Annotated in this window: 24 protein-coding genes; 21 read left to right on the top strand and 3 right to left on the bottom strand. The window is 41.3% G+C overall.

Annotation, left to right across the window (positions count from 1 at the left end; translation table 11 throughout):
- The first annotated feature begins 27 nt into the window (after positions 1-27).
- The 4 genes from edd (at position 28) to KTH84_RS11615 (ending at position 4607) form a co-directional block, all read left to right on the top strand.
- A complete protein-coding gene (gene edd / locus KTH84_RS11630) occupies positions 28-1881 on the top strand; it encodes a phosphogluconate dehydratase (protein ID WP_262473206.1) in 1854 nt (617 codons plus the stop codon).
- A gap of 20 nt (positions 1882-1901) precedes the next feature.
- Entirely contained in the window at positions 1902-2531 is a 630-nt protein-coding gene (gene eda, locus KTH84_RS11625) for a bifunctional 4-hydroxy-2-oxoglutarate aldolase/2-dehydro-3-deoxy-phosphogluconate aldolase (RefSeq protein ID WP_133975470.1), read from the top strand.
- A gap of 187 nt (positions 2532-2718) precedes the next feature.
- The gene (locus tag KTH84_RS11620; RefSeq protein ID WP_042894797.1) at positions 2719-4077 is read left to right on the top strand and encodes a gluconate:H+ symporter; all 1359 of its coding nucleotides are present in this window, start codon (positions 2719-2721) and stop codon (positions 4075-4077) included.
- A 17-nt stretch (positions 4078-4094) separates the two neighbouring features.
- Positions 4095-4607: a gluconokinase gene (locus KTH84_RS11615; protein ID WP_042894800.1), complete on the top strand. Its 513-nt coding sequence runs from the start codon at positions 4095-4097 to the stop codon at positions 4605-4607.
- 73 nt (positions 4608-4680) lie between these two features.
- Here KTH84_RS11615 and KTH84_RS11610 read toward each other — a convergent pair whose 3' ends face one another.
- Positions 4681-5946 (bottom strand): glutamate-5-semialdehyde dehydrogenase, encoded by a 1266-nt coding sequence (locus KTH84_RS11610; RefSeq protein ID WP_133975468.1) that lies wholly within the window; start codon positions 5944-5946, stop codon positions 4681-4683.
- A gap of 299 nt (positions 5947-6245) precedes the next feature.
- Between KTH84_RS11610 and KTH84_RS11605 the strand changes: the two genes are divergently transcribed.
- Positions 6246-7559, top strand: a complete 1314-nt coding sequence (locus KTH84_RS11605; protein ID WP_262473204.1) for an alpha/beta fold hydrolase — start codon at positions 6246-6248, stop codon at positions 7557-7559.
- Positions 7560-7614: 55 nt separating this feature from the next.
- Here KTH84_RS11605 and KTH84_RS11600 read toward each other — a convergent pair whose 3' ends face one another.
- Entirely contained in the window at positions 7615-8457 is an 843-nt protein-coding gene (locus KTH84_RS11600) for a class I SAM-dependent methyltransferase (RefSeq protein WP_262473203.1), read from the bottom strand.
- A gap of 80 nt (positions 8458-8537) precedes the next feature.
- Positions 8538-9557, bottom strand: a complete 1020-nt coding sequence (gene nagZ / locus KTH84_RS11595; RefSeq protein WP_262473202.1) for a beta-N-acetylhexosaminidase — start codon at positions 9555-9557, stop codon at positions 8538-8540.
- Between the two features lie 191 nt (positions 9558-9748).
- On the opposite strand from nagZ, the gene KTH84_RS11590 reads away from it, so the two are divergent.
- The 16 genes from KTH84_RS11590 (at position 9749) to KTH84_RS11515 (ending at position 25493) form a co-directional block, all read left to right on the top strand.
- Positions 9749-11932, top strand: a complete 2184-nt coding sequence (locus KTH84_RS11590) for a carboxy terminal-processing peptidase (RefSeq protein ID WP_133975462.1) — start codon at positions 9749-9751, stop codon at positions 11930-11932.
- Positions 11933-12069: 137 nt separating this feature from the next.
- Positions 12070-13359, top strand: a complete 1290-nt coding sequence (locus KTH84_RS11585; RefSeq protein WP_262473345.1) for a glycosyltransferase family 4 protein — start codon at positions 12070-12072, stop codon at positions 13357-13359.
- 24 nt (positions 13360-13383) lie between these two features.
- A complete protein-coding gene (locus KTH84_RS11580; RefSeq protein WP_316249455.1) occupies positions 13384-13935 on the top strand; it encodes a phosphatase PAP2 family protein in 552 nt (183 codons plus the stop codon).
- Positions 13936-14034: 99 nt separating this feature from the next.
- Complete coding sequence (iscX, locus tag KTH84_RS11575; protein ID WP_069036256.1) at positions 14035-14235, top strand: Fe-S cluster assembly protein IscX; 201 nt, start codon at positions 14035-14037, stop codon at positions 14233-14235.
- A gap of 113 nt (positions 14236-14348) precedes the next feature.
- On the top strand, positions 14349-14780 hold the full coding sequence (gene ndk, locus KTH84_RS11570; RefSeq protein ID WP_003654870.1) for a nucleoside-diphosphate kinase: 432 nt from the start codon (positions 14349-14351) through the stop codon (positions 14778-14780).
- A gap of 123 nt (positions 14781-14903) precedes the next feature.
- Entirely contained in the window at positions 14904-16139 is a 1236-nt protein-coding gene (gene rlmN / locus KTH84_RS11565; RefSeq protein ID WP_262473196.1) for a 23S rRNA (adenine(2503)-C(2))-methyltransferase RlmN, read from the top strand.
- Positions 16140-16154: 15 nt separating this feature from the next.
- Positions 16155-16955 carry a type IV pilus biogenesis/stability protein PilW gene (pilW, locus tag KTH84_RS11560; RefSeq protein ID WP_262473194.1) on the top strand — a complete coding sequence of 267 codons (801 nt, stop codon included), beginning with the start codon at positions 16155-16157 and terminating at the stop codon, positions 16953-16955.
- Positions 16946-17737: a helix-turn-helix domain-containing protein gene (locus KTH84_RS11555; RefSeq protein ID WP_262473193.1), complete on the top strand. Its 792-nt coding sequence runs from the start codon at positions 16946-16948 to the stop codon at positions 17735-17737. Before pilW ends, KTH84_RS11555 begins: the two co-directional genes overlap by 10 nt.
- 21 nt (positions 17738-17758) lie before the next feature.
- Positions 17759-18874, top strand: coding sequence for a flavodoxin-dependent (E)-4-hydroxy-3-methylbut-2-enyl-diphosphate synthase (ispG, locus tag KTH84_RS11550; RefSeq protein ID WP_133975454.1), 1116 nt, complete (start codon positions 17759-17761; stop codon positions 18872-18874).
- Complete coding sequence (gene hisS / locus KTH84_RS11545) at positions 18871-20163, top strand: histidine--tRNA ligase (RefSeq protein ID WP_133975452.1); 1293 nt, start codon at positions 18871-18873, stop codon at positions 20161-20163. Before ispG ends, hisS begins: the two co-directional genes overlap by 4 nt.
- A gap of 28 nt (positions 20164-20191) precedes the next feature.
- Positions 20192-20890: a YfgM family protein gene (locus KTH84_RS11540; RefSeq protein ID WP_042894820.1), complete on the top strand. Its 699-nt coding sequence runs from the start codon at positions 20192-20194 to the stop codon at positions 20888-20890.
- Positions 20890-22035: an outer membrane protein assembly factor BamB gene (gene bamB / locus KTH84_RS11535; RefSeq protein WP_133975450.1), complete on the top strand. Its 1146-nt coding sequence runs from the start codon at positions 20890-20892 to the stop codon at positions 22033-22035. The genes KTH84_RS11540 and bamB overlap by 1 nt, the downstream gene beginning before the upstream one ends.
- A gap of 187 nt (positions 22036-22222) precedes the next feature.
- The gene (gene der / locus KTH84_RS11530; protein ID WP_042894826.1) at positions 22223-23632 is read left to right on the top strand and encodes a ribosome biogenesis GTPase Der; all 1410 of its coding nucleotides are present in this window, start codon (positions 22223-22225) and stop codon (positions 23630-23632) included.
- Positions 23633-23828: 196 nt separating this feature from the next.
- A complete protein-coding gene (locus KTH84_RS11525) occupies positions 23829-24443 on the top strand; it encodes a beta-ketoacyl synthase chain length factor (RefSeq protein WP_262473192.1) in 615 nt (204 codons plus the stop codon).
- Entirely contained in the window at positions 24428-25231 is an 804-nt protein-coding gene (locus KTH84_RS11520; RefSeq protein ID WP_133975446.1) for a lysophospholipid acyltransferase family protein, read from the top strand. Before KTH84_RS11525 ends, KTH84_RS11520 begins: the two co-directional genes overlap by 16 nt.
- 1 nt (position 25232) lies before the next feature.
- Entirely contained in the window at positions 25233-25493 is a 261-nt protein-coding gene (locus tag KTH84_RS11515) for a phosphopantetheine-binding protein (protein WP_000067033.1), read from the top strand.
- Positions 25494-25498: the final 5 nt, after the last annotated feature.

The raw sequence follows: 25498 nt of genomic DNA, 5'->3' as shown, positions 1-25498 counted from the left end.
TTATCCGGTTGTACAGGAGCGTCCTGCATGGACTTGCCGAATTCTATACTGGCAAAAGTTACCGAGCGTGTCATCGCACGTAGTCAAAAAACTCGTTCTGCATATTTACAACGTATTGAACATGCACAAGGCAAATTTCCTGCTCGTGGCGCACTTTCATGTGCCAATCTGGCTCATGGTTTTGCCAGCATGGAAGATAATGAAAAATTAATTATTAAAGTAGGTCGTGAGCCAAATATTGGGATTGTATCTTCATATAACGAAATGCTTTCGGCTCATGCACCCTATAAAACATTTCCAGATCTAATTAAAACAGCCGCTCGTGAAAATGGTGGTGTAGCACAGTTTGCTGGCGGTGTGCCAGCGATGTGTGACGGTATTACTCAAGGTAATGCTGGCATGGAACTATCATTGTTCTCTCGTGAAACAATTGCAATGAGTACCGCTATTGCATTGTCTCATAACATGTTCGACGCAGCTTTATGTCTGGGTGTTTGCGATAAGATCGTGCCGGGATTATTGATTGGTGCTTTGCAGTTCGGTTATTTACCTACTATTTTTGTGCCGGCTGGCCCAATGACTAGTGGTTTGTCTAATGATGATAAAGCTAAAATTCGTCAGCAATTTGCAACTGGTCAAGTTGGCCGAGATGCTCTGCTAGAGGCTGAGTCAGCTGCCTATCATGGACAAGGTACATGTACATTTTATGGTACGGCTAACAGTAACCAGATGCTGATGGAAGTGATGGGTTTACACCTTCCAAGTGCTGCATTTGTTCATCCTCACACACCATTACGCGATGCACTCACTGCAGAAGCTGCGATTCGTGTACTTGATTTAACCGTTGAGCGCGGAAACTACACACCGATTGGTCATGTTGTTGATGAGAAAGCGATTATAAACGGCATTGTGGCATTGCTCGCAACAGGCGGTTCAACGAATCATACTTTGCATCTTATTGCGATTGCTCGTGCTGCTGGAATATTAATTGACTGGGACGACTTTGATGAATTGTCGGCTGTTGTTCCATTGCTCGCAAAAATCTATCCAAATGGTAAAGCCGATGTAAACCATTTTCAGGCTGCGGGTGGAGTTGCTTTCCTCATTCGTAATTTGCTTGAAGCTGGCTTGTTGCATAACGATGTAACTACAGTGGCTGGTAAAGGTTTACAACATTACACCAAAGAACCAAAACTGATTGATGGCAAGCTTACTTGGGTCGATGGTGTGGTTCAAAGTCTTGATGACAAAGTTTTGCGTAGCATTGATGCGCCGTTTCAACCAGATGGTGGCTTGCGTTTAATGCAAGGACGTTTAGGCCGTGGTGTAATCAAGATTTCTGCTGTTGCACCAGAACATCGTAAAGTTAAAGCGCCAGCAATTGTGTTTGATTCTCAAGAAGCCGTGCAAGCAGCGTTTGATCGTGGTGAGTTGCATCGAGACTTTATTGCAGTCGTTCGTTTCCAAGGCGCACGCGCTAATGGTATGCCAGAACTACATCGTTTAACTCCTGTGTTAGGTGTTTTACAAGACCAAGGTTTTCATGTTGCTTTAGTGACCGATGGCCGTATGTCTGGTGCTTCAGGCAAAGTTCCTGCGGTGATTCATCTATCTCCAGAAGCATTATTGAGCGGTCCGATTGGCAAAGTTCAAACAGGAGATATGTTGGTTATTGATGCTGAAGCTGGCGTGCTTGATGTCGAGCTAGATGAAGCTGTTTGGCAGTCACGCCCTGTTGCACAGCCAGAACATCAGGCAGAAAACGAAGTTGGCTTTGGCCGTGAATTATTTGGTGTGTTCCGTGCTGCTGCTGCGCCAGCTGAACATGGGGCATCTGTATTTGGTGCACTGGTTGGTGAAACTGCTCCAGAGCAGATTTGAATCAAAGGAACTGAAAAATAATGATTAAAATTGAAGATATCGTCAAATTAGGTCCAGTTGTTCCCGTATTGGCATTTGATTCTGCCGAGCAAGGTGAACATGTATCACGTGCTCTACACGCTGGTGGTGTGAAAGTATTAGAAATTACGTTGCGTACCGCTGCTGGTCTTGCTGCTATTGAGCGTGCGAGCCAGTTGGCAGATGACATTGTGGTGGGTGTAGGAACAATTACCAAACCAGAACATTGTGCTCAAGCTAAAAAAGCAGGTGCTCAATTTGGTGTGTCGCCGGGTTTGACTAAAGATCTGCATTTGGCTGCACAAGATGCTGGCTTGCCTTTATTACCGGGTGTGATGACACCAAGTGATCTGATTCAGGCAATTGAATTAGGCTATGAGATTGTAAAGTTTTTTCCAGCTCAGCAAGCGGGTGGAGTTGAGATGCTAAAAGCCTTTTATGGTCCATTTCCAAACTTACGTTTTTGCCCTACAGGTGGAATTACGGCGGAGTCAGCGCCAGATTTCTTAAAACAACCAAACGTAGTTTGTGTGGGTGGGTCATGGTTAACACCTAAATCTGTTGTAGCTACACAAGACTGGGCTGAAATTACTCGTTTAGCTCAAGTGGCTAGTCAGTTGAGAGCACTGTAAATGTAGTTAATATTTATAAAAAATGAAGTGCATTTGTTGTGCTTTAGTGATTGCGTCGATGTGACCAGTAAGTGCTGGTCACACCTAAATATAAGAAATTAGTGTCTTAACAGTAGGAATTACTGTGGCTGAAGACCTTTGTTTGGGCAGTCTGCCTAAATAGCATTATTCCAAGGAGAAGTGTCACATGGAGACGGTTCAGGGTGGCATGTTGCTTATCTACACTGTAATCGCGATTATTGCATTGGTTGTCATGATCGCGAAGTTCAGAATTTATCCATTTCTGGTTCTTATTATTGTTTCACTCGGTTTAGCTTTAGCTGTTGGCATGCCAATGGGCGACATTGTTAAGTCATATGAAGCTGGTACTGGCAAAACCTTGGGTCACCTTGCGATTGTGATTGCACTGGGAACCATGCTCGGTAAAATGATGGCCGAGTCAGGTGGTGCCGAGCGAATAGCAATTACTTTAATTAAATGGTTTGGTGAGAAAAATATTCACTGGGCCATGATGTTTATTGCCCTTATTGTTGGTCTTCCTGTATTTTTCGAAGTAGGTTTCGTTCTACTCATTCCAATCGCATTCAATATTGCAAAAAGAACAGGTAAATCATTACTGATTGTTGGTTTGCCGATGGTCGCAGGTTTGTCGGTTGTGCATGGCTTAATTCCACCGCATCCAGCTGCGTTATTGGCAGTACAGGCATATCACGCTGATATTGGTAAAACGATTGCCTACAGTTTGTTGGTGGGCGTACCAACTGCCATTGTGGCAGGGCCGTTGTATGCGCTATGGATCAACAAATATGTCAAATTGCCTGAGAACAATCCATTGTTTAAGCAATTTGTTGAGGTAGATAAGAAAGAAACTCGTGAGCTACCAAGCTTTGGAATTACCTTATTTACGATTATGTTGCCTGTCGTATTAATGTTAATCGGAAGTTGGGCTGATCTTTTCTTTGCACCACAAACTTTCGCAAACGATTTACTACGTTTTATTGGTACTTCTGATATCGCATTGCTGATTGCCGTGCTGGTCAGCTTTATTACCTTTGGTACCATGCAGGGCTTTAATCGGGAACAGATTGAAAAGTTCTGTGGCGGATGTTTAGCTTCTATTGCCGGAATTATGTTGATTGTCGGTGCTGGTGGTGGTTTTGGCGGTATTTTACGTGACAGTGGTATTTCTAATGAGATCGTTTCTACAGCCTTGAAGGCAAATTTATCACCGTTATTGTTGGGCTGGTTAGTTGCAGCATTGATTCGTTTGGCAACAGGTTCGGCAACGGTTGCTATGGCTACTGCTTGTAGTATTGTTGCTCCGATTGCAGCCACGGCAGGTGTTGCAGTTAGACCTGAACTTTTGGTACTTGCCACAGGCTCAGGTTCATTAGTTTTCTCACATGTAAATGATGCGGGTTTCTGGTTAATCAAAGAATATTTCGGTATGACCGTGGGGCAGACACTCAAAACTTGGTCGGTATTGGAAACGATCATTTCGGTGTTGGGATTATCTTTCACGCTACTGCTTAGCACTATTTTATAATTAGAGGTAAGTGATCCATGATTGTGATTGCAATGGGTGTCTGTGGAACAGGCAAAACGCTGATTGGTGAGTTGCTATCGGAGCATCTGGCTTGCGAGTTTCTCGATGGAGATACACTGCATTCAGCTGCAAATAAAAGTAAGATGAGTCAAGGTATCCCTTTGACTGATGAAGACCGCTTACCTTGGTTACACGCGATTCGTAAGGCTATTGAAGAGAAACAGCAGGCAGGTGAGACGGCAGTGTTTACCTGCTCTTCATTGAAGCGTGCTTACCGAGATATTTTACGTGGATATGACCAGAATGTGCAGTTTGTATATTTAAAAGGGTCATATGAATTGCTACAGCAACGTCTTGCTGAGCGGGCAGGTCATTTCTTTGATCCATCGTTATTGCAGACTCAGCTTGATACATTAGAAGAGCCAGATGTAAATGAAGCGATTACCATTGATATTATATTGACCCCTGAGCAAATTGTTACGCAGGTGATGCAGAAACTTGGTGTGATTAGTGATGTGTGTCAGGAATAATAATCCTAAAAATACTGAATGATGGAAACAAAAACGCCTGATCAATATCAGGCGTTTTTTTGGTTTAGCTCGATTATTGGCGAATCTGGCCGTCACCTAACACAATCCATTTTTGAGAAGTTAGGCCTTCTAAACCTACTGGACCACGCGCATGAATTTTATCGGTAGAGATACCGATTTCTGCACCTAAGCCATATTCAAAACCATCAGCAAAACGAGTTGATGCATTGACAACCACTGAACTCGAATCTACACGAGCTAAGAACTGACGGGCCAAAGTATAGTTTTCAGTCACAATTGCATCAGTGTGATGTGAACCATATTTGTTGATATGGTCAATTGCTTCATCAATACCGCTAACAACTTTAACTGCAAGAATTGGCCCTAAATATTCGGTATACCAATCTTCTTCTGTCGCAGGTTTTACAGATGCACCTAAAATACGGCGTGTTTCTGGACAGCCACGGAGCTCAACTTGTTTTTCTGCATAAAGCTCGGCAATGCGTGGTAAGAAAACGTCTGCAATTCTTTCATCAACGAGCAGCGTTTCCATCGCATTACAAACGCCATAACGGTGAGTTTTGGCATTTAAGGTAATTGGTAAAGCTTTTTGCAAGTCTGCTTGCGCCTCAACAAATACATGGCAGTTGCCATCAAGATGCTTAATGACTGGAATGCGCGCTTCATTGGTTACACGCTCAATTAAACTTTTGCCGCCGCGTGGAACAATCACATCCACATATTCAGTCATGGTAATGAGGTGACCAACAGCCGCACGGTCAGAAGTGCTAATAACTTGCACTGAATGTTCAGGTAAGCCAGCAACTGTTAAGCCATGCTTAATTGCTTCAGCAATTGCTTTATTTGACTCTAGTGCTTCTGAACCACCACGCAAAATAATAGCATTACCAGATTTAATCGCTAAAGATGCAGCTTCAAGGGTTACGTTTGGACGTGATTCGTAAATCATTCCAACCACACCTAAAGGCACACGCATTTTGCCAATTTGAATGCCTGTGGGGCGATATGCAAGATCAGTAATTTCCCCAATAGGATCGACAAGTGCGATCACATCTTTTAAACCTTGCAACATTCCTTTAAAACGTGCGGGTGTAAGTTCAAGACGATCAAGCAATGCGCTGTCGAGCTGATTGCTGCGACCTTTATCCATGTCGATTTGATTCGCTGCCAAAATTTCTGCCTGATTATTTTCTAAAGCAGTATAAATAGCAGAGAGAGCATGATTTTTTAGTGAGGTAGAGGCACTTGTTAAAACACGAGAAGCTTGACGTGCTTGTTGTCCCACCTGTTGCATATATTGTTCAATTGAGTCTTGCATAGCATTTTTTAATCATTTACCAATGCGTAAGATAGTAGCAGTCAAATGCGGAACAATGAATGGCTTTTTTGGAAAAATGTGACCGCCATAAAAAAACATTTAAATATTTTGCAAACTATTAGCGACTTAAACAAGATGAGCGGTCATTTGAGCGATTGCGTATATTTCACACAATTGTTTAGAATGTTATTGTGCAATACAAACTAATACAAATTTTAAAGTTTTGTGCATAAAAGATTACGTGTTCAAGAAGGAACTCTTGCAGCATAAAAAAATTACAGCAAGGAGGAAGCAAGGATATGAATTCCATTATTCAAATGGATTCGGAGATCAACCAAGCTTATGCCGGTTTTGGCTTTTTCGATATCTACCATAGAGATAGTTTTAAACAACCTGCTCGGACAACATGGATTGACGGCTGGAAAATTGAATATATGGCGATTGCCGATCCAAAAACGATTCACAATACGCCAATTGTGATTGTGGGCGGTGCTTTCCAGAATTTTAATTCTTATAAATATTGTGTTGAACAATTATTTGAAAGCGGTCCGGTCATTTTAATCGATTTACCTTCGATGGGCGCAAATCAGCAAATTACCAATCGGGACACAGGAGTATCTGCGGGTACTTTAGAGCTACCTGATTTGTCTAAAATGTTGGGGCGCTGGCTAGATATTGTCGGACTACAAAAAGTTTCTGTTATGGGAATGTCTTTGGGATCGGTAATCGCATCTTGCTTCGCTTATCATCGTCCAGAATTAATGGACCGCATGATTTTAATGGGCGTTATGCAAAAGACCCGAAAAAGTTGGCGAATGATTTTGGAAGAGTCGCTTAAGCTCATGCAAGAAAACCGCATGGAAGAGTTTGGGCAAGCTGTGATTTTGTATTTGGTTAATCATGCCAAATTAGATAAAACTCGCATGTCACCTACAGCTAAAAAATTATTTTTTAGGCAAATGGCTGAGTTTACAGGCACAGAGCGAGAGCGTTATGAAATTAACTGTAATCGTCTTTTGCGTTTAACGGATGTACCCATTCCAGATTGTAAAACGCTGGTTGCAGCAGGTCAGTACGATAGTTTTACTTTGCCTCATGAAAATGCAAATTTTGCGTTGCAATGTCCTGACATGGAGTTTGCACTTATTGCAAATGCTGACCATGTACCTCAGTTGCAGCGCCGTAAAGAAACCATGAGTTTGTTCACCACTTTCTTGAAAGGGGAATCTATCCAAAATCTGGATGGTATTATTCCCATGACACGTGAACAAATGCAAAAGATGGAACGCCGTGGTGAAGAACGAGTTCGAGTTTTGCAGCCAAAAACTCAACTTACTCATCGCGAATCTGATGTACAGGTGCCAGTGACGATCGTTGATGTCACATTCTTTGGTATGTATTTAAAAATGGATGATATTTCGCAGCTTGATTTTGTGAACGATTATCCACGTGACTTGGCACTGCATTTAGAAGATGAAGAGGGTACTTTTGCAATTGAGTGCTTAATTTTTGAAAGTACAGATCAAGGTATTCGAGCTTTGTTCAAACATGGTAGTTTTGAGCTAGCTGATCGTTTAAGCCGTTATATTACTCGTCAAAAACAAACCGTTTAATTTAATCCTTATAATTGGAAGCCCGTTTAATACGAGCTTCCATTTTTTATCTTTATTATTTTGTTTGAGCATGAATGGTCCAGACTAGATCACCTAAATGCTGTTCATGAGCCTCAGATGAAACTTGCCCAAAGAATATTTGTGGCTGTTCAACACTAACTTGACCAAACCCTGCATCTTCAAAAAAGTCTTGAACTTCCTGAGGGCTTTTAAAGTGAAAACTAAAAGAGCTGCGCGACATTAATTTAAGTAATTTACTACTGTTCCAGATAATGCTGGCGAGTTTATTTTTAACAGGTTCAGGGTAAAGGTCAGTTAAATAGTGAAGCTTTTTAAAAGAAGCGCCATAGTGAGCAATTGATTGAATCAGTTGTTTTAATAAATCTTTATCAAAATAGTTAATTAAACCTTCACTTATTACAACTAATGGACGGTTCAGATCAAATACCTCAAATGCTTGTGCAAAAGCTTCTGTAAATAAATCAACTGATAAAATTTCGGGCGCATTTTGTTCAATTTGCTGAAGTGCATTTTGTTTGGTTTGTGCCATATCGGGTAAATCAAGCTCCCGATAGGTAATTGAAGGGTAATGCTGTCTAAACCACCATCCGCGAGGGGATAGGCCACATGCTATTTCAAGGACTTGTAGATCAGGATTCTCTTGAATTAACTTCTCTAAATGATGATCAAGCATCGTGTGGCGTTGTTTGAGTGTAGTGCGCATGCTGCCACCCACATATTTCTCCGCCCAAGATTCTATCGGGTGAACCAAATATGCCAGTGATTTTCCTTTGGTTGTGGCAAGTGCTTCGTGAGAGATCCCCATTTGGTACCAGATATAACCCGTATAGTGGGCTGTAAAAGAGATGTGGCGGTGTTTTGAAAGTTGTTGTGTCATTCGTCCTGAACTCGGTTTATTGTTTTTGTGTGATTTGACTGATGATTTGAACCATCAGTCAAATATGTGCTTAAGTCAACTTAAAACGAATTCTTAAACTCTTCAATGGCTGTTCTGACAGCTTGCCACTCATTTCCAAGCGATAAGGTTTCACCAATCTGAATTTGTGGAATTTGACCGCGCATACGTTCTAAACGCTCTTGGTTTGGCAGTGCAAGTTTTTCGATACCTTCTAGTGCTGTGCATGCCGCACTTCGGTCGTTACACACAAGTCCCATATCACAACCCGCAGAAAGAGCTGCTTGAATACGAGCATCTGCACCACCTGCTACACATGCGGCCTGCATACTTAAGTCATCAGAGAAAAGTACACCATCAAACTTCAAACGGTTGCGTAGAACTTCTTGAATCCAGAAAGGAGAAAAACCAGCTGGATTTGGGTCAATCTGATCATAAATGACATGTGCAGGCATAAGTGCATCAAGCTGAGGCATGAGCTTGATAAAGCTTTGCATGTCATGATTATAGATTTCGTCATAGCTACGGCTGTCAATTGCAGCTGAGACATGAGAATCTGCTTTCACTGAACCATGACCTGGGAAGTGCTTGCCCGTATTTGCCATTCCGGCTTTTTTCATGCCTTGCATAAATGCGCCAGCAAGTGGTGCGATATCTTCAATGTTTTTAGAGAAACCTCGGTCACCAATCACGTCACTAATGGCATTGAGGTCTAACACTGGTGCAAAACTAAAATCGATACCGACAGCAAGGACTTCAGTTGCCATGAGCCAGCCACACTGTTCGGCCAGTTCAAGTGCTTTTTGAGGTTGGGTAATATAGAGTTCACCAAAACGGCCCATGGCCGGTAATAAGGTGAAACCAGATCTTAGGCGCTGAACTCGACCACCTTCTTGGTCGACAGCAATTAAAATATCTGGACGAATTTGACGCATGTGGTCTGTTAAAGCACGGACTTGTTGTGGAGATTCAATATTTCGTGCAAATAAAATCATGCCACCGACTTGCGGAGCGCGTAATAGTTCAATATCTTCTTGAGTAAGTTCTGTGCCGGCGATATCCAGCATCAATGCGCCAATCATATTGGTTCCATTTGAATTTTGATAAAAAACAATAAGCGAATTTTGCAATGTTTTGCTACATTTTGTCAGTACAGAATATGATAAAACTACACGGTATAAACAATTTAGTTGGTTAAGATTTTGAATCTGCTTAGTTCATATCGAAAACAGAGCATGTAAGATAGGAACACCCAAGGAAGTATTAAGAATTTATGAAACTTCAAACTATAGCTTGTGCAGTAGCGATCGCGACTGGCGGTTTATTCTTCTCTCATACGATGAACGAAGCGAGAGCAGCAACGAATACTGCTGTGGTTTCTCAATCGATCCAGCCAACGCAAGAACAGGCTTTGGTGGCCCGCCAACTGGCAACTTTAGTTGATCGGCAACATTATTTAAATATGCGTCTGGATGCGACAACATCAAATCGCATTTTAGATATGTATTTAGACAGCCTTGATCCAGATCACTCATTATTTTTAGACACTGAAGTTCAAAACTATAAAAAACTATACGGTTCAAATTTCGGTGCTTCATTAAAATCGGGGAATTTAACGGGGCCATTTGCAATTCATCAGCAATATCGTGAACGCTTAAAACAATTTTATGAGTTCATGTTGACTGAGTTGAAACAGCAGCAAAATCTAAAACAGCCAAATAGCTATATTGAAATTGATCGTGAAAAAGCACCGTATTTCAAAACTACGGCTGAGCAACAAAATCATTGGCGCAAAATGTTGGCTTCACAGTTAATCAACTTAACCATTAGCCGTGAAGAAGAGCAGGCTAAACAAAAAGCGCTTAAAGAGAATCCTTCACTTGCTGATGGTCAAGACTTAACTGGCCCAGAAGATTTAACACCAGCTCAGACGTTAACTAAACGTTATACACGTCAGCTTGAAAGAATTAGTCGCGTGAAAAGCGATGATGTTTTGGACAAAACATTAAATGCAATGTTGGCGACCTATGATCCACATAGTAATTATTACCCGCCAATTGATGCGATAGAACTTAATCGCCAAACGACTTTGCAATTAGAAGGTATTGGGGTATCGATTCGTCCAGAGCGTGGCAACGAAGATTACACCAAGATTGAAACTATTGTAGAAGGCGGTCCTGCAAGTAAGTCTGGTCAAGTGAAGTCAGGAGATCGAATCATTGGTGTCGCTCAAGGGGGCGAGAAAATGATTGATGTGGTTGGTTGGACAAGTTCTGAAATTGTGGGACTCATTCGTGGTAAACGCGGAACGAAAGTAACTTTAAAACTTCTTGGTGCTGGAGCATCAATGAGTCAGGCGCGTAATGTGACGTTAGTGCGTGATGTGATTCAAGAAGAAGATGCAGGTGTCCGTTCACGTACAGTTGAAGTTAACCGCGATGGTAAAAAGCATCTGTTGGGTGTGATTGAAATTCCATCTTTCTATTTTGACTATCGTTCACGTCGCGCGGGCCAACAATACCGTTCAGTTTCTGAAGATACTGCAAATGCTTTTGAAGCGTTAAAAGCGAAGAAAGTAGAAGGTATTATCATTGATTTGCGTAATGACCCAGGTGGTTCATTAGAAGAAGTTGCACGTATGCTTGGTCAGGTAATCAAGTCTGGTCCAGTAGTCCAAATTCGTGATGGTAATGGCAACGTAAGCGTTTTTGAAGATAACGATGGTGGTCAACAAATTTACACTGGCCCCCTTGCTGTCATGGTGAACTTGGCATCTGCATCTGCAAGTGAAATTTACTCTGCTGCAATCCAAGACTATGAGCGCGGTATTATTATTGGTAGTACAACAACTGGTAAGGGTACAGCTCAGGTACAACTTGATACTCTGGCATACGGTCAAGCGACTTTAACTCAGCGTAAGTTCTACCGTATTACCGGTGGTAGTACACAAAATAAAGGTGTAGTGCCTGACATTAAACTCGTCGATATCTATAACGAAGAGTTTGGTGAGCGTAAATCGAAGAATGCGTTGAAGTGGGACACTATTCCTACAGCGCCATTTAAACGTGAAGGTTCTGTTCAACCTTATGTCACAAAGTTATCTCAATTTTCTGAACAACGTGTAAGTGCTGATCCGCAGTTTAAATATTTGAATAAACGTACTGCAATTGCTAAGGCTACAAGTGAGCAAAAGCAAGTTGTACTTGATATTGATAAGCGCCGTGCGGAATTACTTGCTTTAGAGAAACAGACTCTAGACGCAGAAAATGAACGCCGTGCAGCAAGTGGTCAAAAGCCTTTTGCAAACTGGGAAAGCTATCAAGCTTCATTAGATGCTCTAGCTGAATCTCGCGCTAAAATGAAAGCTTCACAACGTCCTGCATTGCCAGAAGAGGAAACTTTTGTGACTGAAGCTGCAAATGTACTCATGGACTATGCAAAATTGCAAAATCGCTAAGCGTTATTAAGTTTTAAGAGAAAAGCATACTGTCATCAGTGTGCTTTTTTATTTTTCATGTCAGTAAACTGTCATGCATTTATCATCAAAGTGTCAAAAAAACTGCTTAATATTTAAGCATGAAAATAAATACATTGATGGATGGCGCTATGCAAAGCTCATACGCGACAGCACTATTAAAACAACAGCAACTTCCTGAAAGCTTCCAATTCTTTTTTAAACAAAAGCAGCAGATATCCAATACGCATTCGTTGCACGATTTGGTTCGCCCACGTTTAAAAATTGCGATTGTTACCGAAACATGGCCACCTGAAATTAATGGTGTGGCACTTTCATTATTACAATTATGTCAAGGTTTACAAAAACAGGGGCATAAGATTTTATTGATTCGCCCAGAACAAAAAGCAAAATGCCATGACTTTACGCCAGAGCAAGAATGTTTGGTGATGTCGCAGGCTATTCCGAAATATCCAACTTTGCAGTTTGGTTGGCCACAATATTTAAAAGTATCGAAAGCTTTTGAAAAGTTTGTGCCAGATGTAGTCCACATTGTGACAGAAGGTCCTTTAGGCTTAACTGCCATGCAGGCCGCAAAAGCAAAAGCTATTCCGGTTTCTAGCGGCTTTCATTCACCCTTTCAAGATTTTAGTCGATTCTTCGATTTGGCTTTTTTAGTAAAGCCGATTCAAAAATACCTGTGCTGGTTTCACAACAATACTCAAGTGACCTGTGTGCCGAGTAAAGATACACAAGAAGCGTTACGTGGTTTTGGTATTACTTGCCCGTTGGTTGTTGTTGGGCGCGGCGTAGATACAACAAGATTTTCACCAAAGCATCGCTCTGAAAATTTGCGAAAACAATGGGACGCCGATGAGAATACGCGCGTTATGCTTTATGTGGGGCGTTTGTCACCAGAAAAAGAAGTGCAAGTGCTCATTGAAAGTTATGCCAACTTACAAACTGTTCCTCCACATAAAACTAAATTAGTGATTGTGGGAGATGGCCCAGATTTTGCTCGTTTAAAGTCATTGCCTGAAGCGAAGGGTGTTATCTTTACTGGAAGTCTGAGAGGTCAAGATTTGGCAGCTGCCTATGCGAGTGCAGATGTATTCGTATTTGCGAGTCAAGTTGAAACGTTTGGTAACGTAGTTTTAGAGGCGATGGCAAGCGGTTTGCCCGTTATCGCGTATGATTATGCATGTGCACATCAATATTTAACCCATGGTGTGAATGGCTGGTTAAGCCCACTTGGACAAAAAAACCACTTTATACAACAAATTTATCAGCTTCCTTCAGTACAACAACTTAGAGAAATGGGCGTACAAGCCTGTCATAAAGTACAGCAAAGCGGTTGGCAACTCCCGGTTCAGCAATTGGAGCAGGCATTTTATCAGGTAGTGAAGGAGCCCTTGGTGGACTTCACCTAAGTATCCTAAAATAGGAGAATGACCATGAAACTTAAGAATGCAAAAATAAAAATACTCGATTTAGATTTGAGAGGCTGTTTATATCTTAATAATTTCTCTCACTCACAACGTGTTGCCCTTTTTTTCAAAATCATCAGTCGTGTGGGTGATGGTCCATTTTGGTATCTCATGCTGGCAATCGTGTGGGGGATGCAAGGCATTACCTATAGCCTGCAAATCATCTACTTGTTATTAGGTGGTTCTGTTGGGACAGCGATCTATAAATTCTTAAAACATAAAACAACACGACCGCGTCCTTATCAGGTGCATCAGGTAATTGTGCTCGGTGAAAGACCACTTGATCATTTCAGTTTCCCATCTGGCCATACACTTCATGCCGTGATGGTCACGATAGTTTTAGGTTATATCCAGCCTGCGCTGCTTGCGGCGATGTTTCCTTTCATGGTGCTTGTTGCATTGTCTCGTATGGTGCTTGGTCTTCACTACCCAAGTGATGTGATTGTCGGTGCGCTCATTGGTGCGGCAGTCGCAAGTATGATTATTTTTATGGCTCCGCTATTGAACATCGCTTTATAAACATCGGTAATTTTTATCAGCTTAAGCTATCGATTAGGTTTGTGGATTTGCTAAAGTACACAGTTCGTGATTTAGCAGATTAAACAGATAGGAGCCGCTATGGGCTTACGTTGGACAGATACGATTGAAATTGCGATTGAATTGTCGGAAGCACATCCAGAAGTTGATCCGCAATGGATCCGTTTTACCGATTTACACGCATGGGTATGTGCATTACCAGATTTCAGTGATGACCCAAATAAATCGACAGAAGGATTGCTAGAAGGGATCCAAATGGCCTGGATAGACGAAGTTCGCTAAAAACAGTAGAAAAAATCGCAACTTTTACACATACAAAGCTGATTATTGCCTATGACATCGGTATAATGCGGCAAATTTTTTAAAGTTTAAATCTTAAAATAAAGGAGCCACTCATGGCTATTGAACGTACTTTGTCTATCGTAAAACCTGATGCAGTGTCTAAAAACCACATCGGTGATATTTTTGCTCGTTTTGAAAAAGCGGGTTTAAAAATTGTTGCGACTAAAATGAAACACCTTTCTCAAGCTGATGCTGAAGGTTTCTATGCTGAGCATAAAGAACGTGGTTTCTTTGGTGACTTAGTTGCATTCATGACTTCTGGTCCAGTTGTAGTATCTGTTCTTGAAGGCGAAAATGCAGTTCTTGCACACCGTGAAATTTTAGGCGCTACAAACCCTAAAGAAGCAGCTCCTGGCACGATCCGTGCTGACTTTGCTGTAAGCATCGATGAAAACGCTGCTCACGGTTCTGACTCAGTTGCTTCTGCAGAGCGTGAAATTGCTTACTTCTTTGCTGACAACGAGATCTGCCCACGCACTCGTTAATCGAAAGCATTCAAACCAGATAAGTGGTATACTACTTATCTGGTTTTTTTATTCTCTCAAGAGAATATTGTTTGATTCTTGAACAATATCTTCAGTTTTTTGACATGGTTTAGGTAAATACACATGAGTTCTGCAGAGGTCGTTTCATCTGAAAATCTTGATGGACAGCAGCAATCTTCGTCCACGCTGGTCATGCCTGCTGCCGAAAATAAAGTGAATTTACTCGGCATGTCTCGTCCGGAATTAGAAAAATTCTTTGAAGATATTGGCGAAAAAAAGTTTCGTGCCGGTCAGGTCATGAAATGGATACATCAATACTTCATTACTGATTTTGCTGAAATGACCAATATTTCAGGAAAATTACGTGAGAAGCTTGAACAGATTTGTGAAGTCAAGGCTCCTGAAGTTGTTCACCGTCACTATTCAAAAGATGGTACACGTAAGTGGGTTTTTCGTGTGGGCGATGGTGCGGGTTCTTTGGTTGAAACGGTATTAATTCCTGCTGAAGATAAAACAGGCTTGCGCAAAACTTTGTGTATTTCATCACAAGTGGGTTGTGCATTGGACTGTTCATTTTGTTCAACAGGTAAACAAGGTTTCCAACGCGATTTAACGCCAGATGAAATCATTGGACAACTCTGGATGGCAAACTATTCTTATATGGAAGAAGTGCCTGTTGCTGAGCGTGAACGTTCAGTGACCAATGTCGTGATGATGGGTATGGGTGAGCCATTACTCAACTATGATGCCGTATTAAGCTCAATGCGGATTATGCTTGATGACTTTGCCTATGGCATGTCTAAGCGCCGTGTGACTTTATCAACGTCGGGTGTTGTACCGAAAATTGATCAACTTGCAAAAGACATTGATGTTGCTTTAGCAATTTCTTTACATGCACCAAACGATGAATTACGTAACGAATTAGTACCAATTAATAAAAAATATCCATTGGCTCAGTTAATTGCTGCATGTCAGCGTTATATTGCCAAAGATGGTAATGAAAGTTCACGTAAACATGTGACCATTGAATATGTGATGTTAGAGGGTGTAAATGATCATCCTGAACATGCACAGCAAATGATTAAATTATTAAAAAACTTACCAAGTAAAATTAATTTAATTCCATTTAATCCGTTCCCGCATGCACCATATGGTCGCTCAAGCCGAAATCGAATTATCTCGTTCCAAAAAACTTTGTCTGATGCTGGATTTGTGTGTACGATTCGTCAAACACGTGGTGATGATATTGATGCTGCATGTGGACAGTTAGTCGGTCAAGTGGCTGATAGAACGCGTCGTGCTGAACAGTGGCAGAAAAAAGTCACACAGCGTCAAGAGATTTTGCGTACACAAGGGTAAAATTGAGGGCAGGCTTTGAGTAATCCAAAGTTAAAAACGGTATTTTGTATGGGGGTTGCAGTTGCGCTTTTGGCAAGTGGTTGCCAAACAACGCATGTGCAAAAAAAAGACCCAGAAAAAGCGGTAAAGGTGCGTACACAACTTGCTGCTGAACATATCCGTTCGGGTGACTTGGATTCAGCAAAGCGAGCGCTTGATCAAGCTTTAAGTGTAGATAGCCGTGATGCAGCGGCAAATATGATGATGGGAATTTTACTACAGCAAGAAGGTAGTAAGCCGAACTTAGAAAAAGCAGAACATTATTTTAAACGAGCAATTTCATCTGAACCAGATAATGCTCAAGCACATAATAACTATGGTACTTATTTATACCAAATGGAACGCTATAATGATGCGATCGAGCAATTTCGCATTGCTGGCACAACATTAGGTTATGATCAACGCTATCAGGCGTTAGAAAATCTAGGTCGTATTTATTTAAAATTGGGTGATGTTGCGAGTGCTGAAAAAACATTCAAACAAGCACTCCTTGCTAACCGCGACTCTTATATTTCAATGTTAGAGTTAGCGGAAATTTTTTATTTGCAGCAGCAGGTTCCGGCTGCTACACAAATGTATGAGCAATATGTTCGTACAGTGGGGCAGAAAAATCAGGGTGCAAGAGCACTTTGGATTGGTGTAAGAGTGGCTCGAGCCAATGCGGATAAAATGGGAATGCAAGTGTTAGTAAACCAATTACGTGCCTTGTTCCCGGAAAGTCCAGAATATCAACGTTATTTGCAATTACAGTATAGTACTGAGGCCGTATGGAAATAAATCCTAATTCACAGCAGCCAACTGGCTCAAGCTTACCGACTTCTGCTTTAGGAAATATTCAACGTCCTGGTGAGTATTTACGTCAAATTCGGGTTGCTCAAAATAAAGAGTTAGTGCAAGTTTCCTCAGATTTAAACATGCCAGTTAAAACTCTAACTGCTTTAGAGCAAGATGATTATAAGTCATTACCAGAAGCGACTTTTATCAAGGGTTATTACCGTTCATATGCGAAATATCTAAATACAGATGCGACGGCAATTATTCAGCGCTTTGATGAGATTTATGCAAATGATACCGGGCTTTTACCGAACCATGCCTTAAATAATTCGCCAATTAAAATCATGGGTAAACTTCCTGGTTCTAATAGTGATCGTAATAAGAAATGGTTAAAGCGCGCACTGCTTGCAATTTTGGTTATTGCTGTTGTGTCATTGATTGTTATGGGTATTCAAAAATGGACTTCAAAGAAAGAAGATGCTGATTTACCTAAAGTAAATCAATCTAATGTTGAAGTTTTACCTATGAAAGGAGATACCACCACAACAGTGGGTGATCAATTGGTGCTAAACTTTAACCGACCAACTTCTGTTCATATTGTGGATGCAACAGGTAAAGTTTTGGCGACTGGTCGTCAGTCATCAACTTTAACTTTAAATGGTGAGTCACCATTCCAGATTCGTCTTGATGATGCAACTGCTGTGTCATTAAGCTTAAACCAAGAACAGATTTCATTGTCTCCATATACGGTAAACGGTAAAGCTGAATTCCGTTTATCCCGCTAATACCATGAGTTGAGCGATACAATGATAGAGAACCCAATTAAACGTCGACCAACACGCAAAATCCGTGTTGGGTCGGTGTATGTCGGTGGCGATGCACCTATTAGTGTGCAAAGTATGACAAACACTGAAACTTGCGATGTTGATGCAACAGTGGCTCAAATTGAGCGTTGCGTCGAAGCAGGTGCTGATATTATGCGTGTTTCGGTCCCGTCTATGGAGGCTGCTGAGGCATTTGGCGCAATTCGTAAGCGCGTTTCAGTACCATTGGTTGCCGATATTCATTTTGACCATAGAATTGCTTTGGCAGTTGCAGATTATGGTGCAGACTGTTTACGCATTAACCCAGGTAATATTGGATCCGACCAGAAAGTTCGTGAAGTCGTTGCTGCGGCGCGTCATCATGGCATTTCTATACGTATTGGTGTTAATGCGGGTTCTTTAGAAAAAGATTTACAAAAAAAATATGGTGAGCCTACAGGTCAGGCATTGCTTGAATCAGCACTACGCCATATCGATATTTTAGACCGTCTTGATTTTCATGAATTTAAAGTAAGCGTAAAAGCATCTAATGTGTTTTTAACAATGGATGCTTATCGTTTACTCTCTCAACAAATTGACAATCCATTACACCTTGGCGTAACCGAAGCTGGTATTTATCGTACGGGTACGGTTAAATCGGCGATCGCATTGGGCGGTTTGTTGATGGAAGGCATTGGCGATACGATGCGTATTTCGCTTGCTGCCGAACCAGAAGATGAAATCAAGATTGGTTTTGATATTTTGAAATCACTTGGTTTGCGTTCTAATGGCATTAACTTCATTGCATGCCCAAGCTGTTCACGCCAAGAGTTTAATGTTATTCAGGTGATGCAATCTTTGGAAAAACGTTTAGAAGATATTCGTACTCCAATGGACGTGTCCGTGATTGGCTGTAAAGTAAATGGCCCGGGCGAAGCGAAAGAAGCAGATATCGGAGTGGTCGGGGCAGCGCCTCGTTCATTGGTTTATCGTAATGGTGAGAAAAGCCATTTAATCGATACCGATCAATTGGTTGATGAAATCGAAACAATGGTTCGTCAACGTGTCCAAGAGCTTGAAGAAGCTAAATCTAAAGAAATTATTCGTAGTTCATCATGAGTTCAATTGTCGCAATCAAAGGTTTTAATGACGTCTTACCAACGCAAACAGTAGCGTGGAGACGTCTCGAGCAATATTTAGCATCTTTAATGGATGCTTATGGTTATCAACAAATTCGTTTGCCGATTATTGAACAAACGGGCTTGTTTAAACGTACCATTGGTGATGCAACCGATATTGTTGAAAAAGAAATGTATACCTTTTTTGACAAAGGTAATCCACCTGAGTCGTTAACCTTACGTCCAGAAGGTACGGCTGGTTGTGTTCGCGCGATGCTTGAACATAATTTGTTGCGTGGTGCTACACCGCGTGTGTGGTATATGGGACCTATGTTCCGTTATGAAAAGCCACAAAAAGGCCGTTACCGTCAGTTTCACCAGTTTGGCGTGGAAACTTTTGGCGTAGCAACACCTGATATTGATGCCGAATTAATTTTGTTGACTGCACGCTTATGGAAACGTATGGGTGTTGCTGATAAGGTTCAACTTGAGTTGAATACTTTAGGTGAGGCTGATGAGCGTACAGAATACCGCAATGCATTGGTTGCTTTTTTAAACGAGCATAAAGATGCGTTAGATGAAGATTCTCAGCGTCGCTTAACAACAAATCCATTACGCATTTTAGATTCTAAAATTGAATCTACCCAGAAAATTCTGGAAAATGCACCGAAATTGCATGATTTCTTAAAAGAAGATAGTTTGGATCATTTTAAGCAGTTACAAGACTATTTAACTGCTGCTGGTATCCAGTTTGTAATTAACCAGAAGTTGGTACGCGGTCTGGATTATTACAACAAGACTGTTTTTGAATGGACGACTACGGCACTTGGTTCGCAAGGTACAGTATGTGCTGGTGGACGCTACGACGGTTTAGTTGGCCAGTTAAAAGGTAAGCCGGATCAATCTGTACCAGCTGTTGGTTTTGCGATGGGTATGGAGCGTTTATTACTTCTGCTTGAGCAAGTTGAACAGGCCGAAGTTATTCGTGATTGTGAAGTCTTTTTGGTTGCAGAACCTGCTTATCAAACGAACGCTTTGATTTTAGCGGAACAATTACGTGACCAGTTAGAAGCTGCTAATAGCGGTATTCGAATCAAAACAGGTTCGCAAGGCAGCATGAAAAGCCAGATGAAAAAAGCTGATCAGGCTGGAGCAATCTTTGCTTTGATTTTAGGGGAACGAGAGTGGGATGCACAGCAGCTTGCAGTAAAAGAACTCGCAACAGCTGAACAGTCACAAGTCGCAATTGCTGATCTCGTACCATTTTTAATCCAAAAATTTACAAAATAAACTGAAACATCTGGAAAAGGACAATCACATGAGCGTAAGTGATGAAGAACAATTCGACAGCTTAAAGTCGTTCGCCAAAAAATATGGTTCTGCCATGATTAGCGGAATTCTCATTGCGTTGATTGCCTTTTTCGGGTGGACATATTGGCAGAAAAAGAATCTGGCAACTAGTCAGGTAGAAACTGCAAAAGTACAGCAGTTAATGGATGAAGCAAATGCAAGTGCCGATAATCCTAATGCCTTAACTTCGGTAACTGCATCGGCAGATAAAATTGTAAAAGATGATATCGACTCTGTTCAGGCAATACAGACTCAGTTTGTATTAGCAAAATTAGCCTATGAAAAACAGGACTATGCTGCTGCCGAAAAAGCATTAAAGAAAGTTGAAAATTCAAAAGTAAAAGATGAAGGTTTGATTCAGGTTGTAAAATTGCGTTTAGCAGATGCACAATTGGCACAAAACAAATATGATGAAGCACTAAAAACCCTGTCTGGTAACGTCGATCCTGCATTTAAAGCAACGGTAGAAGAGTTACGTGGTGATATCTTTGTTGCTAAGAAAGATGTTGATTCTGCTAAAAAAGCGTATCAGGCAGCTTGGAATTCGTTACTAGAACGTAAACAAGAGCGACAAATTTTACAAATTAAACTCGAAAGTGTTGGCGTTTTAGTTGAAGATCCACAGATTGAGCGCCCAATTTTGGAAACACAGGTGGAAGAGTCTTAATGAATCATAAATTCAAACTGCCTTTGGCAATTGCAATCGCATCGGCTGTACTGGTGGGATGTTCGAGTAATAAAGTAAAAGAAGTTAAACCTAATCCGCTACCGAAATTGACCGAGTCGAAAAAGACCTTAACGCCAGTGTTTTCGCGTAATGTTTCTTCTACTGATAAGGCTGATCCATTACGCTTACAACTTGATGCAAGTGACGGTGTGGTTTTCACGCTTGATCCAAAAGGCGAAGTAGCTGCATATCGTGGTAAACAACGCATTTGGGAGAAAAAAGTCAGCAAATTAGGCTTGAGCTCTGGTGTTGAAGCTGCTGAAGGAATTGTGGTTGTTGGTAATAGTAAAGGGCAACTTTTTGCACTAGATCAGGCAACAGGCGAACAGAAGTGGACTGCACAGTTATCGGGCGCATTGTTAAGCCCGTCTTTGGTTCAATCTGGACGTGTTATCACTGTTGCGAATGACGGTACTGTATTTGCACATGATGCTGCTTCAGGCCAACAAGTTTGGGCTTATAAATTACCAAATGTACAATTTAGTTTGCGTGGTCAAGCATCACCGGTGAGCCTTGATCCTCGTACTGTATTAATTGCATCTGCGAATGCGTATGTTTATGCAATTGATACCATTAGTGGTATTCCACGTTTCCAACGTCGTGTTGCAGTCAGCGAAGGTCGTTCTGATATTCAGCGTTTGGTTGATATCGAAGGTGATCCTACTGTAGCTGGACAATTTATGGTAACGACTAGTTTCCAAGGTCAAGTGACTGTAACCGATCTTGCTTCTCAACGCGTAGTTTGGAGTGAAGATTCGAGCAGTACTAAACGTCCTGAAGTTTATGACAATAAAGTATTTGTTTCTTCAACAGATGGTAAGTTAACAGCTTACGATTTAGCGTCTGGTGAAAAAATCTGGGAAAATGATAGTTTGTTAAACCGTCATTTAAGTAATCCAGTTGTGCTAGGACAAGATCTTGTTGTAGGTGATTTAGATGGCGTATTGCATCTTGTTGAACCAGCAACAGGTAAATTAATTGGTCGTTCAAAAACAAGTGGTGAAGTTAATACATTACGTGTTATCGAGAACCAACTCTATGTTTCGACCAGAAAAGGCGATTTAAGTATTTGGCAGAATCGTTAATTTCGTTCGCTTGTGCTAAAATAAGCGCTTAACAAATTACGCTGTTAAAAATATCGGGGTGTTTGAATTAAATCAGTTCAAAGCCCCGTCTTTTATTATGGTCATCTCTGACCTTAAAATATATCTCCTGTACTGTTTCTAATGCTCATGCCATGAGATATGGCTGGTCTTGAATTAAGGTTATTGTATGAAACCCGTTATTGCGCTCATTGGTCGTCCGAATGTCGGAAAATCAACGTTATTTAACCAGATTACCAAGAGTCGTGATGCACTTGTAGCCGACTTCGCGGGCCTGACTCGTGACCGTAAATATGGTGATGCGACTTATCAGAATAAGTCTTTCATTGTTGTTGATACTGGCGGTATTGGTGAAAATGAAGGCGGTATTGATAACTACATGGCCGAGCAGTCAAAAACAGCGATCAATGAAGCAGATATCATTATTTTTGTGGTTGATGCGCGTGCTGGCTTATTGGCTTCGGACGAACAAATTGCCCGTGAACTGCGTACTTTGGGTAAAAAAGTTTACTTGGTTGCCAATAAAGTTGATGGTGTCCATGCAGAAGCTGCGTTGGTTGAGTTCTACAAACTTGGTATGGGTGAACCCTTACAAGTTGCTGCCAGCCATGGACGTGGTGTACAGCAAATGCTTGAGGATGTCTTGGTAGACGTACCTGAAGATGAAAATCCAGAAGAACATGACAAAGCAACAGGCTTACGTTTAGCGATTATTGGTCGTCCAAACGTGGGTAAATCGACTTTGGTCAATCGTTTGCTAGGCGAAGACCGTGTAGTTGCATTTGACCAACCGGGCACAACGCGTGATTCGATTTATATTCCATTTGAACGTGATGGTCGTCAGTACACATTAATTGATACAGCGGGTGTGCGTCGTAAAGGTAAAGTTGATGAAATGATTGAGAAATTCTCAATCGTGAAAACACTACAAGCCATTAAAGATGCACATGTGATTGTGGTGGTGTTGGACGCTCGTGAAGGCGTGGTCGAACAAGATTTACATTTGATTGGTTACGCACTTGAAGCTGGTCGTGCCATGGTGATCGCCATTAACAAATGGGACAACATGACCGAATACGATCGTAAACAGTGTAAGTTGGATGTTGATCGCCGTTTTGACTTTATTCCTTGGGCGAAAGTCCATTTAATCTCGGCATTGCATGGCACTGGTGTAGGGGAAATGTACCCATCCATTCATCGTGCTTATGACTCATCACATTTAAAAGTTTCACCTGCGAAATTAACCCAAATTTTGAATGATGCTACAGATGCACATCAACCGCCAATGGTGGGGGGTAAACGTATTAAAATGCGTTATGCGCATATGGGTGGACAAAATCCACCAACGATCGTAATTCACGGTAATAAAGTAGACAAAACCCCAGCGGATTATCGTCGTTACCTTGAGAATGTGTTCCGCAAAGTTTACAAACTGGAAGGAACGCCAGTGCGTGTCGATTTTAAAACGTCGGAAAACCCATTTGAAGGACGTAAGTCACAAGTGGATGAGCGCGTTGCGGCACGTAAACGTCGTTATGTACAGAAATTCAAAAAAGCTGAGAAAAAGTTTAAACGTTAAGCTTTTTAAAGTTCAAAAACCCAAAGTCTTCTTTGGGTTTTTTATTGCAAATAAATGAGCATGAGCCAAGATTTATGAAAAAGTGTGAATAATAAACGTAATTTTTTGTAAATTTCATAACGAATGCTATAATCAGCATCTTTATAAAATAATTTATATTTCGACAGAATAACGCTGCTTAGGGTTCACTTTTAGCATGGTAACATTACATCTTGCTCAGCTTACATTTACACATGCTCAGCCCTCATATACAGCCCTTGACCGTATTCCAGCTATGCAACGTAGACGGTTATCGCCATTAGCTAAACTTGCTTTGAATAGCGCGCTTGGTGCATTAAATGGTAGTAAAGTCGATTATATAGTTTGGGTATCACGATATGGTGACGAGACTAAAACGTTGAATATCTTGCAAGACGTTTTAAGTGAGCAAACCCCGTCACCCACACAATTTTCAACGTCTGTTCATAATGCAATTTCTGGGCTTTATTCTATTTTATGTCAAGATGACACGCCATCTACCAGCTTAAGCTGCTCATGGACTGAAAGTTTGATTGAGGCCTATGCTCTTTTAAAGTCAATGAAAGATATCGAGCGGGTATTAGTCGTTGCCTATGATGAGCCTTTACCCCAAATTTATGCTGAGGCAGTCGATTTCCCTGCTTATGGGATGGCTGCGGTCGTTACCCTAGAGCAACCTAATTTACAAATTACTGCGTGGACGCATACAGATGAAGCAGATGGTCCTAGTTTTGCTCATTTTTGGCAGGATACTGACCAGTTAATATCTGCATTTGGGTGGAACAAATGCTAAATCTTAAAAATCTGAAGCAAAAAAGTAATTATTGCTGGCGTGTAGCTGCAACTGGTTTTAGCTTTGCCAGTTTCGGTCTGGGCGGTATGGTAATTGCCACAGTCATTGCACCTGTGCTGAATGCCACAACCTCTGATTCTGAAAAGCGTCAGCAGCGTGCGCAGAATGTGATTAAGTATAGCTTTAAAGGCTTTACCGAAATGATGGTCAAACTGGGCATCATGACTTACTCGGTCGAAGGTCTGGAAAAGCTACAGAATAGTCGCCAAGAGCTTGTAATCGCCAATCATCCGAGTTTGATTGATGTTGTAGTACTAATTGGTATGATGCAGCAGGCTAATTGTGTGGTGAAGCAGTCTCTTTGGTCGAACCCATTTACCAAAGGACCTGTACAAAGTGCGGGTTATATTTTAAACGCGGGTTCTCAGCAATTTGTTGAAGACTGTGTGATGCGTCTGAAAGAAAATAATGCGGCTTCTCTTTTAATTTTTCCGGAAGGAACGCGTACTGAAAAAGGGATGACCCTAAACGAATTTCAGCGCGGTGCAGCCAACATTGCCATTCGTGCAAATGTACCAATTCGCCCAGTAGTTATTACCTGTACACCATCGACATTAACCAAGAATGAAAAATGGTACCACGTACCATCTCGACCATTTCATATCGAAGTGAAAGTACTCGATGCTGTACAAGTTTCAGATTTGTTAGATGATTTAACAGTAGGACCTAAACAAGTTCGTCAGTTAAGTCGTAGTTTTTATAAAATTTTTGATGAAGAGTTATCGTGAAATGAGCAATCTTGCTGATGAACTAAAGCAAATGATTATTGATGTTTTGGCACTAGAAGATATTACTATTGCAGATATTGATACAGAAGCTCCATTATTTGGAGAAGGTTTAGGATTAGACTCGATTGATGCACTGGAGTTGGGACTGGCTTTGAAAAAGCGTTACAACATTCATTTAAATGCGGAGTCGGATGAAACCAAACAGCATTTTAAATCAATCCAGAGTTTAGTTGCTTTAGTTGAAGCACAGCAGAAGTCATAAGGAGT

Source organism: Acinetobacter sp. WU_MDCI_Abxb74, assembly GCF_025513915.1.
GTDB classification, from domain to species: Bacteria; Pseudomonadota; Gammaproteobacteria; order Pseudomonadales; family Moraxellaceae; genus Acinetobacter; species Acinetobacter calcoaceticus_C.
This window is presented reverse-complemented; position numbering and strand designations above follow the sequence as displayed.

Excerpts from the sequence above, each read along its gene's own strand:
- edd (WP_262473206.1), top strand. The coding sequence starts at position 28 with ATGGACTTGCCGAATTCTATACTGGCAAAAGTTACCGAGCGTGTCATC.
- eda (WP_133975470.1), top strand. The coding sequence starts at position 1,902 with ATGATTAAAATTGAAGATATCGTCAAATTAGGTCCAGTTGTTCCCGTA.
- KTH84_RS11620 (WP_042894797.1), top strand. The coding sequence starts at position 2,719 with ATGGAGACGGTTCAGGGTGGCATGTTGCTTATCTACACTGTAATCGCG.
- KTH84_RS11615 (WP_042894800.1), top strand. The coding sequence starts at position 4,095 with ATGATTGTGATTGCAATGGGTGTCTGTGGAACAGGCAAAACGCTGATT.
- KTH84_RS11610 (WP_133975468.1), bottom strand. The coding sequence starts at position 5,946 with ATGCAAGACTCAATTGAACAATATATGCAACAGGTGGGACAACAAGCA.
- KTH84_RS11605 (WP_262473204.1), top strand. The coding sequence starts at position 6,246 with ATGAATTCCATTATTCAAATGGATTCGGAGATCAACCAAGCTTATGCC.
- KTH84_RS11600 (WP_262473203.1), bottom strand. The coding sequence starts at position 8,457 with ATGACACAACAACTTTCAAAACACCGCCACATCTCTTTTACAGCCCAC.
- nagZ (WP_262473202.1), bottom strand. The coding sequence starts at position 9,557 with ATGATTGGCGCATTGATGCTGGATATCGCCGGCACAGAACTTACTCAA.
- KTH84_RS11590 (WP_133975462.1), top strand. The coding sequence starts at position 9,749 with ATGAAACTTCAAACTATAGCTTGTGCAGTAGCGATCGCGACTGGCGGT.
- KTH84_RS11585 (WP_262473345.1), top strand. The coding sequence starts at position 12,070 with ATGGATGGCGCTATGCAAAGCTCATACGCGACAGCACTATTAAAACAA.
- KTH84_RS11580 (WP_316249455.1), top strand. The coding sequence starts at position 13,384 with ATGAAACTTAAGAATGCAAAAATAAAAATACTCGATTTAGATTTGAGA.
- iscX (WP_069036256.1), top strand. The coding sequence starts at position 14,035 with ATGGGCTTACGTTGGACAGATACGATTGAAATTGCGATTGAATTGTCG.
- ndk (WP_003654870.1), top strand. The coding sequence starts at position 14,349 with ATGGCTATTGAACGTACTTTGTCTATCGTAAAACCTGATGCAGTGTCT.
- rlmN (WP_262473196.1), top strand. The coding sequence starts at position 14,904 with ATGAGTTCTGCAGAGGTCGTTTCATCTGAAAATCTTGATGGACAGCAG.
- KTH84_RS11555 (WP_262473193.1), top strand. The coding sequence starts at position 16,946 with ATGGAAATAAATCCTAATTCACAGCAGCCAACTGGCTCAAGCTTACCG.
- ispG (WP_133975454.1), top strand. The coding sequence starts at position 17,759 with ATGATAGAGAACCCAATTAAACGTCGACCAACACGCAAAATCCGTGTT.
- hisS (WP_133975452.1), top strand. The coding sequence starts at position 18,871 with ATGAGTTCAATTGTCGCAATCAAAGGTTTTAATGACGTCTTACCAACG.
- KTH84_RS11540 (WP_042894820.1), top strand. The coding sequence starts at position 20,192 with ATGAGCGTAAGTGATGAAGAACAATTCGACAGCTTAAAGTCGTTCGCC.
- bamB (WP_133975450.1), top strand. The coding sequence starts at position 20,890 with ATGAATCATAAATTCAAACTGCCTTTGGCAATTGCAATCGCATCGGCT.
- der (WP_042894826.1), top strand. The coding sequence starts at position 22,223 with ATGAAACCCGTTATTGCGCTCATTGGTCGTCCGAATGTCGGAAAATCA.
- KTH84_RS11525 (WP_262473192.1), top strand. The coding sequence starts at position 23,829 with ATGGTAACATTACATCTTGCTCAGCTTACATTTACACATGCTCAGCCC.
- KTH84_RS11515 (WP_000067033.1), top strand. The coding sequence starts at position 25,233 with ATGAGCAATCTTGCTGATGAACTAAAGCAAATGATTATTGATGTTTTG.